The organism is Streptomyces capoamus, from assembly GCF_014654935.1.
GTDB classification, from domain to species: domain Bacteria; phylum Actinomycetota; class Actinomycetes; order Streptomycetales; family Streptomycetaceae; genus Streptomyces; species Streptomyces capoamus.
Genome location: NZ_BNBF01000015.1, coordinates 99,655 through 110,217 on the forward strand (window position 1 = coordinate 99,655; position 10,563 = coordinate 110,217).

The following is a 10,563-nucleotide window of genomic DNA, read 5'->3' on the forward strand; positions in this document are numbered from 1 at the left end:
TTGGCCGGCCGGGGGGATCGCGGCGGTCGCCCGGGCCGGGGCCGCGCTGCCCGGCGCGGGAGTGGACTGGCCGGGGAACTGGTTCGGGGCGCTGGCGCTCGCGGCGGTCACCGTGGCGGTGGTCCTGGCCGGCCGGAGACTGCTGCGGCACCCGCGGTGGTGCGGGCTGCTCGGTGTGCTCCTCGTGCTGCTGGTCGTGCGCCCGGCTCCGCTGACCCGGGTGATCACGGGCTGGCCCCCGCCGGGCTGGCGGTTCGCGATGTGCGACGTCGGGCAGGGCGACGCGACCGTGCTGGCGGCGGGCGAGGGCGCCGGGGTGGTTGTGGACGCCGGACCCGATCCGGTGCTGGTCGACCGCTGTCTGCACCGGCTGGGCATCACCCGGATCCCCCTCCTCGTCCTCACCCACTTCCACGCCGACCATGTGGCGGGGCTGCCCGGTGTCCTGCGGGGCCGCTCGGTGGCCGCGATCGAGACGACGGCCCTGGCTGAGCCGGCCGACCAGGCGGAGTTCGTCCGCAGGGAGGCGGCCGAACGGCACATCCCGGTCACGACGGCCGTCGCGGGCGAGGAACGGCGCACCGGACCACTCGCCTGGCGCGTGCTGTGGCCGCCGCGACGGAGCGCCCAGCCACTGAGCGCTCAGCCACCGAGCGCTCAGCCACCGAGCGCCCCGCCGCAAGGAGCCCCTCCACCAGCAGTTCCGCCACAGGGCGTCCCGCCGCCAACCGTTCCACCACCAACCGTCCCGCCTCTCGGTGTGCCGCCTCAGGGGGCCCGGCTGTCTCCCGGGACGGCGGTGCGTCCGGCGCCGCCAGATGCCCTGTACGAGCCGGAGGACCCGAACGACGCCAGCGTCGCGCTGCTCGTGCGTACCGGCGGGCTGCGGCTGTTGCTGCTCGGGGACCTGGAACCCCCGGCCCAGCTGGCGCTGTCCCGGTCACCGGCGGCGGCCGACCTGGCCGGGGTGGACGTGCTGAAGGTGGCCCATCACGGCTCGGCCTACCAGGACCCGGAGCTGATACGTCTCGCGGCACCCCGGGTGGCGCTCGTCTCCGCCGGCGCCGGCAACCCCTACGGCCACCCGGCACCGGGGACCATGGCCGCGCTCCGGGCCGGCGGAGCGACGGTCCTCAGCACCGACCGCGACGGCGCCCTGGCGGTCACCGGTACCGGGGGGACCGAAGGCCGGTTGCGAGTGACGAGAGAGGAGTAGCAGCGCTGGGGCGGACCTGGACCAGACTGGGCGCATGACGTCAGCACAGATCGATGCCTACCTCCGTCGGCTCGGCAGCGCGCGCCCGCGGCAGCCCACCAGCGAGGTGCTGCGCGAACTGCACGTGAGCCACCTGCGAACCGTCCCCTTCGAAAACCTGTCGGTCCATCTCGGAGAGGAGGTCACGCTGGAGGAGGAGCGGCTGCTCGACAAGGTGACCGGAGCCCGGCGGGGCGGCTTCTGCTACGAACTCAACGGGGCGTTCGGAGCGTTGCTCACCGCTCTGGGTTACCAGGTGGAGCTGCTCGCAGGGCGCGTGTACGACGGCGAGGGACGGCTCGGCATTCCCTACGACCACCTCGCGCTGCGGGTGCGGACGGTGGAGGGGGACACCTGGCTCGCCGACGTCGGGTTCGGGGCGCACAGCCACTATCCGCTGGCCTGTGCCGAACGTGGGGAGCAGGACGACCCCGGTGGCAGGTTCCGGGTGGCGGAGGCCGGGCCGGACTCCGCGGGGGCGTGCGGCGGGGACCTGGACGTGCTGGTGGACGGCAAGGCGCAGTACCGGCTGGAGACGCGTCCGAGGGCGCTCGGTGACTTCGCGGCCGGCGCCTGGTGGCACAGCACCTCGCCGACGTCGCACTTCACCCGGTCCCTGATCTGTTCACGGCTCACCGAGGACGGCGGGAGGATCACGCTCAGCGGCCGCAGGCTCAAGAGCACTGACTCGGACGGTACTCAGGAGACGCGTGAGCTGGAGACGGACGAGGAGGTGCTGGCCGTCTACCGGGACCGCTTCGGGATCGAGCTGAGCCGCGTGCCGACCGTGCGGAGCCGCGGCCTGGCCGGCTGAGGCCGACCGAGTGGCCAGGTCCGGGCGGGCGCGTGCGCGTCTCACGGCCACGGTGCCGACGGGGAGGACCGGACGCGTCTCCCGTGGCTGACCTGCCCCTTCGTACAGCCGGCGGTGCCGGAGAATGGGGCCGTGAGCGATGTGAGACATGTGCTGGTGCTGCCCGACCGCGATGCCGCCGAGGAGGTGGCCGAGATGCTCCGGGAGCGGTTCGCCGTCGACGAGGAGCCGCGGCTCGTCCGGGACGCGCTGGCCGGCGAGGACGACGCCGAGGACGCCCAGTGGCTCGTGGTCCTGCGGGACGAGAGCGAGCGGCTCGACCCCGCAGAGCTGGACGCGTTCGCGGGGGAGTGGGACGGCTGGCGCGAGGAGCCGTGACCCGCTGCTCGGTCCGGGCACGTGCCCGTGCTTCGGCCCCCGGTACGGCGAGCCGAGCACGAGTATCTGTCCCCGAGCCCGCGTCAGGGGCCGTTCCGGGAGGGGTCAGGGGCACGGGGCCGCTTCGGTGTCAGTGCCGCGTGGGATGCTGTCAGTGATGGCCAGGAAGACTGCGAATGACGACCCTCTCGCCCCGGTGACCGTTGCCGTGGGCCAGGAGGACCTCCTGCTCGACCGTGCCGTGCAGGAGGTGGTGGCCGCCGCCAAGGCCGCCGACGCCGACACCGATGTACGTGACCTGACCCCGGACCAGCTGCAGCCCGGCACCCTCGCCGAGCTGACCAGCCCGTCGCTCTTCGCGGAGCGCAAGGTCGTGGTCGTACGCAACGCGCAGGACCTGTCCGCCGACACGGTCAAGGACGTGAAGGCGTACCTCGGTTCGCCCGCCGAGGAGATCACGCTCGTGCTGCTGCACGCCGGCGGCGCCAAGGGCAAGGGGCTGCTGGACGCCGCGCGGAAGACGGGGGCGCGGGAGGTGGCCTGCCCGAAGATGACCAAGCCGGCGGACCGGCTGGCCTTCGTCCGGGGGGAGTTCCGTTCCCTGGGCCGGTCGGCCACACCCGAGGCGTGCCAGGCGCTCTGCGACGCCATCGGCAGTGATCTGCGGGAGCTGGCCTCGGCGGCCTCGCAGCTCGTCGCCGACGTGGAGGGGACGATCGACGAGGCGATCGTCGGGCGGTACTACACCGGCCGGGCCGAGGCATCGAGCTTCACGGTCGCCGACCGGGCCGTGGAGGGCCGTACGGCGGAGGCGCTGGAGGCCCTCAGATGGTCACTGGCGACGGGCGTGGCGCCGGTGATGATCACCAGCGCGCTGGCGCAGGGTGTGCGGGCGATCGGGAAGCTGTCCTCGGCCCGGGGCGGGCGGCCGGCCGATCTGGCGCGCGAGCTGGGCATGCCGCCGTGGAAGATCGACCGGGTGCGCCAGCAGATGCGGGGATGGACGCCGGACGGGGTCGCGGTGGCGCTCAGAGCCGTCGCCGAGGCCGACGCGGGTGTGAAGGGAGGCGGTGATGACCCCGAGTACGCCCTGGAGAAGGCGGTCGTGACGATCGCCCGGGCCGCGCGGTCCAGAGGCCGGGGCTGAGCCGGTCACCAGGGATCGCCGGCAAGCGGAAGCGTGGCGGGGAAACGCGGACGGGTCCCTGCCCGGCCGACCGAGCGGAAGGTGCCGATCGCCAGTCGGCGATCGCCGGACGAGAGTCTTCGATCGCCGGACCGGGAGGTGCCGGTCGCCGTTGGCCGTGACATCGGCGTGAGGACAGCGCACGACGACTCGCACGCGGGCTCCGCGCGTCACGATTCTTCGGGCCCTCGTGCTCCTCGGCCGCGGCGGTCCCGCACGGCGGGCATGCCTAAGGCCCCGTAACCCGCCCTGGGGAAGGGAGAGTGCCGGGGCCTTCGGATGAAGCTGTTGAGCCCGTTCCCGCGTGGCGAACGCAGGCCGCGAACAGGCTCGGGGGTGCCGGACGGGAGCGGATGAGAGAGGGCCCGCTCTGGGTCCTTCCGGCGGTCAGATCAGAAGGGTTCAGCCCTTGAGGGACGCGACCTTGGAAGAAAGCGCCGACTTCTTGTTGGCGGCCTGGTTCTTGTGGATGACGCCCTTGGAGACGGCCTTGTCGAGCGCACGCGCGGCAGCGCGCTGCAGCTCGGCGGCCTTCTCGACGTCACCCGCGGCAGCGGCCTCGCGGGCCTTGCGGATCGCGGTCTTCAGGGAGGACTTGACGGCCTTGTTGCGCAGCCGAGCCTTCTCGTTGGTCTTGATCCGCTTGATCTGGGACTTGATGTTCGCCACGAAGGAGCCTTTACAGGTTCAGGTGCGGGGCCGCTCGGGTCCCGTACCGGTGATCCAAAATTTCCTGTCGTGCCTCGCGCTGAGAGGGCATGAGGCACAGCCATCTACAGTACCAGTGGCCCTCCGGACGGCCCAAAACGGCCCTGGGTCCCCGCCCGTGGGACCATGGAGACTACGTAACGATCCGACCCGAGGCATAAGGCGCCTCAAGAGACAGGACCCTGCGTGCCCGCGACCCCTAACCATGTGCCCGAGCCGAGCCGTACCGCCCCGGCTCTGATCCGCAATTTCTGCATCATCGCGCACATCGACCACGGCAAGTCCACGCTCGCCGACCGGATGCTCCAGCTGACCGGCGTGGTCGAGCAGCGGCAGATGCGTGCTCAGTACCTCGACCGGATGGACATCGAGCGCGAGCGCGGCATCACGATCAAGTCCCAGGCGGTGCGTCTGCCCTGGGCCCCGACCGAGGGCCCCGACCAGGGCACGACCCACATCCTCAACATGATCGACACCCCGGGGCACGTCGACTTCACCTATGAGGTCTCGCGGTCGCTGGCCGCCTGCGAGGGGACCATCCTCCTCGTCGACGCCGCCCAGGGCATCGAGGCGCAGACCCTCGCCAACCTCTACCTGGCGATGGAGAACGACCTCACGATCATCCCGGTGCTGAACAAGATCGACCTGCCGGCCGCCCAGCCGGAGAAGTTCGCCGAGGAGCTGGCGAACCTGGTCGGCTGTGACCCGGAGGACGTGCTGAAGGTCTCCGCGAAGACCGGGCTCGGCGTGGACGCGCTGCTGAACAAGGTCGTCAAGGAGATCCCGGCGCCGGTCGGGGTCGCCGACGCGCCCGCCCGCGCGATGATCTTCGACTCGGTGTACGACTCCTACCGGGGTGTCGTGACGTACGTCCGTGTCATCGACGGCCAGCTCAACAAGCGTGAGCGCATCAGGATGATGTCGACGGGTGCCACGCACGAGCTGCTGGAGATCGGCGTCAGCTCGCCGGAGATGCTCCCGGCGGACGGCCTCGGCGTCGGTGAGGTGGGATACCTCATCACCGGTGTGAAGGACGTCCGGCAGTCCAAGGTCGGTGACACCGTCACCAGCCAGCAGAAGGGGGCCACGGAGGCGCTCGGGGGTTACAAGGACCCCAAGCCGATGGTCTTCTCCGGGCTGTACCCGCTCGACGGCTCCGACTACCCGGAGCTGCGCGAGGCCCTGGACAAGCTGCAGCTCAACGACGCCGCGCTGGTCTACGAGCCGGAGACCTCCGCCGCCCTCGGCTTCGGCTTCCGCGTCGGCTTCCTGGGCCTGCTGCACCTGGACGTGATCCGGGAGCGCCTGGAGCGCGAGTTCGGGCTCGACCTGATCGCCACCGCCCCCAACGTGGTCTACCGCGTGGTCATGGAGGACGGCACGGAGCACACGGTCACCAACCCGAGCGAGTTCCCCGAGGGCAAGATCGACGAGGTCTTCGAGCCGGTCGTGCGGGCCACGATCCTCGCGCCCACCGAGTTCATCGGCTCGATCATGGAGCTGTGCCAGACCCGGCGCGGCACCCTGCTCGGGATGGACTACCTCTCCGAGGACCGCGTGGAGATCCGCTACACGCTGCCGCTCGCGGAGATCGTCTTCGACTTCTTCGACCAGCTGAAGTCCAAGACCCGTGGCTACGCCTCGCTGGACTACGAGCCCACCGGCGAGCAGACCAGCTCCCTGGTCAAGGTCGACATCCTGCTGCACGGCGACAAGGTGGACGCCTTCTCGGCGATCACCCACAAGGACCAGGCGTACGCGTACGGCGTGCGGCTCGTCGCCAAGCTCAAGGAGCTGATCCCCCGGCAGGCCTTCGAGGTGCCGGTGCAGGCCGCCATCGGCTCCCGGGTCATCGCCCGCGAGACCATCCGCGCCATCCGCAAGGACGTCCTCGCCAAGTGCTACGGCGGTGACATCTCCCGTAAGCGGAAGCTGCTGGAGAAGCAGAAGGAAGGCAAGAAGCGGATGAAGATGGTGGGTTCCGTGGAGGTTCCCCAGGAGGCCTTCATCGCGGTCCTCTCCAGCGATGACAGCGCGGGGTCGGCCAAGGGCAAGAAGTAACCAGCGGTAACTGCCGGTCACGTCCGCAAAGCGGGCATGTGGGGGCCCGTCGTGCCAAAGCGCGGCGGGCCTCCGCGTGTGCGTAGGGTCGCGCTGAGCGGAAAGTGACAGGCCGAAGCCCCTTACGCAGCGGCCGGTCGCCCCTTACCCTGATCCCTGCTCGATAGTTACTCGCGAGTTAAACAAGCCTGAGTCCCCACCGTGAGTTAACCCAGCCGCACCGAGTCAGCCGCACCGTCGCGGGCCCCCGGAGGATGTCGTGAGCGACACACAGACCCTGATCGAGAACCGTCCGCCGTCCGTGGCCGCCCTCTTCCTGGAGCGCGTGGCGGCCACACCGGACGCGGAGGCCTACCGCCACCCCGTGCCGCCGGCCTCCGGCCAGGGCCCCGACGACTGGAAGTCGCTCAGCTGGGGGCAGGCGGCCGAGCGGGTGTACGCGATCGCGGCCGGGCTCATCGAGCTGGGCATCCAGCCCGAACAGCGGGTGGCGCTGGCCTCCTCCACCCGGGTGGAGTGGATCCTCGCCGACCTCGGCGTGATGTGCGCGGGCGGGGCCACGACGACCGTCTACCCGCAGACCAACGCCGACGAGTCGGCCTTCATCCTCTCCGACTCCGAGAGCCGGGTGCTGATCGCCGAGGACGCGGCCCAGCTCGCCAAGGCGGTGGAGAAGCGCGCCGAGCTGCCCGCGCTGACCAAGGTCGTGGTCATCGACCCGGCCGGCGTCGAGAGCGGCGACTGGGTGCTCACCCTCGCCGAGCTGGAGGAGCGCGGTACCGCCTACCTGGAGCAGCACCCGCAGCTGATCAAGGAGCGGGTCGGCGCGATCACCAAGGACCAGCTCGCCACCCTCATCTACACCTCCGGCACCACCGGCCGTCCCAAGGGCGTGCGCCTGCCGCACGACAACTGGGCCTACATGGCGAAGGCGATCGCCGCGACCGGCCTGATCAGCGGCGCGGACGTGCAGTACCTGTGGCTGCCGCTCGCGCACGTCTTCGGCAAGGTGCTCACCTCCGGGCAGATCGAGGTCGGGCACGTCACCGCCGTGGACGGCCGGGTCGACAAGATCATCGAGAACCTGCCGGTGGTGCGGCCGACGTACATGGCGGCCGTGCCGCGCATCTTCGAGAAGGTCTACAACGGCGTCGCGGCCAAGGCCCGCGAGGGCGGCGCGGCCAAGTACAAGATCTTCCAGTGGGCCGCCGAGGTCGCCCGCGAGTACGCCAAGGCCGCCCAGGACAACTTCCGGCGCACCGGCACCGCCTCCGTGCCGTTCGGGCTCGCCACCCGGCACAAGGTCGCCGACACCCTCGTCTACGGCAAGCTCCGCGAGGCCTTCGGCGGCCGGCTGCGCGCCTGCGTCTCCGGTGCCTCCGCGCTCGCCCCGGAGATCGGCTACTTCTTCGCCGGCGCCGGGATCCACATCCTGGAGGGCTACGGCCTCACCGAGACCTCCGCGGCCTCCTTCATCAACCCCGGCGAGGCCTACCGCACCGGCACGGTCGGCAAGCCGCTGCCCGGCACCGAGGTCCGCATCGCCGACGACGGCGAGATCCTGCTGCGCGGCCCCGGCATCATGGAGGGCTACCACCAGCAGGCCGACAAGACCGCCGAGGTGCTGGAGTCCGACGGCTGGTTCCACACCGGCGACATCGGCGAGCTGTCCCCCGACGGCTACCTGCGCATCACCGACCGCAAGAAGGACCTCATCAAGACCTCGGGCGGCAAATACGTCGCTCCGGCCGAGGTGGAGGGCCAGTTCAAGGCGGTGTGCCCGTACGTCTCCAACATCCTGGTGCACGGCGCCGACCGTAACTACTGCACCGCGCTCATCGCCCTGGACGAGCTCGCCCTCGCCGACTGGGCCGAGGAGAACGGGCTGGCGGGCAGGTCGTACGCCGAGATCGTCGCCGCGCCGCAGACGGTGGAGATGGTCGAGGGGTACGTGCGGGAACTCAACGCCGGCCTGCAGAAGTGGCAGACCATCAAGAAGTTCCGGCTGCTGCCGCGGGACCTGGACGTGGAGCACGGGGAGATCACGCCGAGCCTGAAGCTGAAGCGTCCCGTGGTGGAGCGGGAGTACAAGCACCTCATCGACGAGATGTACGCGGGCACCCGGGAGGCGTAGCGCGTCGGCACGGGCCAGGGCGTCCACACGCGCCCGGCACGTCCGTACGGCCCAGCGCGACCGCACGGAGGGGCAGCGGGGCGGAGGAGTGGCGGGTCCTCGTGCCCCAGGTCCCTCGCGCCCGAGGCTCTCGGCACCCCGGGTCCTCGGCCGGCCCGCCAAGTTCCTGAGCGACTCGCCGCGCCCCGGGCCTTCGGCCCCGGGCTCCTGGGCGGCGCGCCACGCGGTGGCCCGCGCCCGGGGTCCCCACGCCCGGGTCCCCACTCCCCGGGTCCTCGGCCTCAGGGTTCCCAGGGCGGCTCCCCGTGCGGTTTTCCGCGCCGCGCATCTTCGGCTACCGGGTTCCTGGGCGGCTCGCCGCGCGGTGGCCCGCGCCCCGGGTCCCTCGCGCCCCGGGCTCTCGGCGCCCCGGGCCCTCGGCCGGCTCCGGGTTCCTGGGCGGCTTGCCGCGCGGTGGCCCGCGCCCGGGGTGCTAGCGACCCGGGCCGCCGCGCCCTGGGGCCTCGGCCCTCCGGGTCCCCAGGGCGGCTCCCCGTCCGGTTTCCGCACCGCGCATCCTCGGCCACCGGGTTCCGGGGCGGCTCGCCGCACGGTGGCCCGCGTCTGGGGTCCTCACGCCCCGGGATCCTCACGCCCCGGGGTCCCCGCGCACGGAGTCCTCGCGCCCCGGGTCGCCGCGCCCGGGGTCATCGGCCCCCCGGCTTCCCAGGGCGACTCGCCGCGCGGTTTCCCGCGCTCCGCACCCTCGACCACCGGGTTCCTGGCCGGCGTGCCGTGCGGTGGCCCGCGCCCGGGGTGCCACCTCCGGGTCCCCCCAGCTCGCCGCCCCCCGGCTCGCCGCGCCCGTGGCCCCCGCCCGCCAAGCTCTCGCCCGCCAAGCTCTCGCCCCCACGTCCTCCCCGGCTCGCAGCGCGCCGGCCCGCGTCTCTTTGGTGCTCGTCGGTGCCCGAATCGTTTCCTCTTCTGGTCACTTCGGTGACTCTGCGCTGAGGAGCGGCTCCCTTCTGTCACCCTGGCCGCATGGACATGGCGGCCATACCGACGCAGCGGGACAGCGGCGGCATCCACCCGGGTGAGACGCGGGGGCGGGCCGCGCTGCCCGGGAGTCCCCTCGCCCCGGGTTCGGCCCGCGCGCTGCTGCGGGCCGCGCTGGCCGAGGCGCCCGGGGTGTCCGCCCGGCTCGCCGACGACGCCATGGCCGTCGTCAGCGAGCTGGTCACCAACGCCGTCGTGCACGCCGGCACCGACGTGCAGGTCGAGTGGCGGCTGGAGGAGACCGGCGCGTTCGTGGTCGAGGTCCACGACCAGCACCCCTCCCGCGCCCCGCGGGACGCCACCGCCGGCGAGGGGCCGTACGGCACCCCGGAGTACGGGCGCGGTCTGCGCCTGGTCGCCACGCTCGCCGAGTCCTGGGGCGTCACCTACCGCGCCGGCGCCAAGACCGTCTGGGCGCGGCTGCCCCCGGGCGGCAGCGCGGCCCTGGACGGCCCCGGACCCGACCCCGCCCTGGGGATCGCCGAACACCTCGCGCCGCAGCCGCAGCGCGCCGAGGGCGACCGGGACTGGCTCGGCCGGGGCGCCCTGTCCTTCCTCGCCGAGGCCTCCGACCTGCTCGCCGGGCAGTTGGACGAGGACCTGGTCGTCGCGCTCACCGGCCAGCTGATCGTGCCCCGGCTCGCCGACTGGTGCGCGGTCTGGCTGGAGGACGAGGCGACCGTTCGCGGCGGTGTCGGCGGCGGCCCCGCCCGGGTCTGGCACGCGGGCGAGGCCCGCACCGAGGAGCTGCGGGACGCCCTGGAGAAGGAGCCGCCGTGCCCGCCGGACGGCCCGCGGTCCGGCCCCGGGCCCCACCCCTGGCCCGGCCACGCCCTCGGCCCGCAGGGCGCCCACGGGACGGCGCTGTCGTACCGGCTGGTCGCGGGCGGCCGGCCGCTCGGCACGCTGGTCATCGGCCGGTGCGGGCGCGGCGGCTTCCCCGAGGAGGTCACCGGGCTGGTGGAGGACCTCGGCCGCCGGGTCGCCCTGGC

General features: G+C 72.6%; 8 protein-coding genes. 7 read left to right on the forward strand and 1 reads right to left on the reverse strand.

Annotation, left to right across the window (positions count from 1 at the left end; all coding sequences use genetic code 11):
• The 4 genes from IE312_RS41435 to holA form a co-directional block, all read left to right on the forward strand.
• A partial coding sequence (locus IE312_RS41435) for a ComEC/Rec2 family competence protein (RefSeq protein WP_229900317.1) occupies positions 1-1,216 on the forward strand: 1,216 nt, incomplete at its 5' end.
• 34 nt (positions 1,217-1,250) lie between these two features.
• The gene (locus IE312_RS23080) at positions 1,251-2,069 is read left to right on the forward strand and encodes an arylamine N-acetyltransferase family protein (protein ID WP_189984247.1); all 819 of its coding nucleotides are present in this window, start codon (positions 1,251-1,253) and stop codon (positions 2,067-2,069) included.
• A gap of 132 nt (positions 2,070-2,201) precedes the next feature.
• Positions 2,202-2,447, forward strand: a complete 246-nt coding sequence (locus IE312_RS23085) for a hypothetical protein (protein WP_229900318.1) — start codon at positions 2,202-2,204, stop codon at positions 2,445-2,447.
• Positions 2,448-2,604: 157 nt separating this feature from the next.
• Positions 2,605-3,594 (forward strand): DNA polymerase III subunit delta, encoded by a 990-nt coding sequence (gene holA / locus IE312_RS23090; protein WP_189984248.1) that lies wholly within the window; start codon positions 2,605-2,607, stop codon positions 3,592-3,594.
• A gap of 441 nt (positions 3,595-4,035) precedes the next feature.
• On the opposite strand, the gene rpsT is transcribed toward holA, so the two are convergent.
• Positions 4,036-4,302 carry a 30S ribosomal protein S20 gene (gene rpsT / locus IE312_RS23095; RefSeq protein ID WP_189984249.1) on the reverse strand — a complete coding sequence of 89 codons (267 nt, stop codon included), beginning with the start codon at positions 4,300-4,302 and terminating at the stop codon, positions 4,036-4,038.
• A gap of 225 nt (positions 4,303-4,527) precedes the next feature.
• Between rpsT and lepA the strand changes: the two genes are divergently transcribed.
• The 3 genes from lepA to IE312_RS41440 all read left to right on the forward strand — a co-directional run.
• A complete protein-coding gene (lepA, locus tag IE312_RS23100) occupies positions 4,528-6,402 on the forward strand; it encodes a translation elongation factor 4 (RefSeq protein WP_189984250.1) in 1,875 nt (624 codons plus the stop codon).
• A gap of 259 nt (positions 6,403-6,661) precedes the next feature.
• Positions 6,662-8,536: an AMP-dependent synthetase/ligase gene (locus IE312_RS23105; RefSeq protein ID WP_189984251.1), complete on the forward strand. Its 1,875-nt coding sequence runs from the start codon at positions 6,662-6,664 to the stop codon at positions 8,534-8,536.
• A 1,026-nt stretch (positions 8,537-9,562) separates the two neighbouring features.
• On the forward strand, positions 9,563-10,563 hold a 1,001-nt coding region (locus IE312_RS41440; RefSeq protein WP_229900347.1), incomplete at its 3' end, for an ATP-binding protein.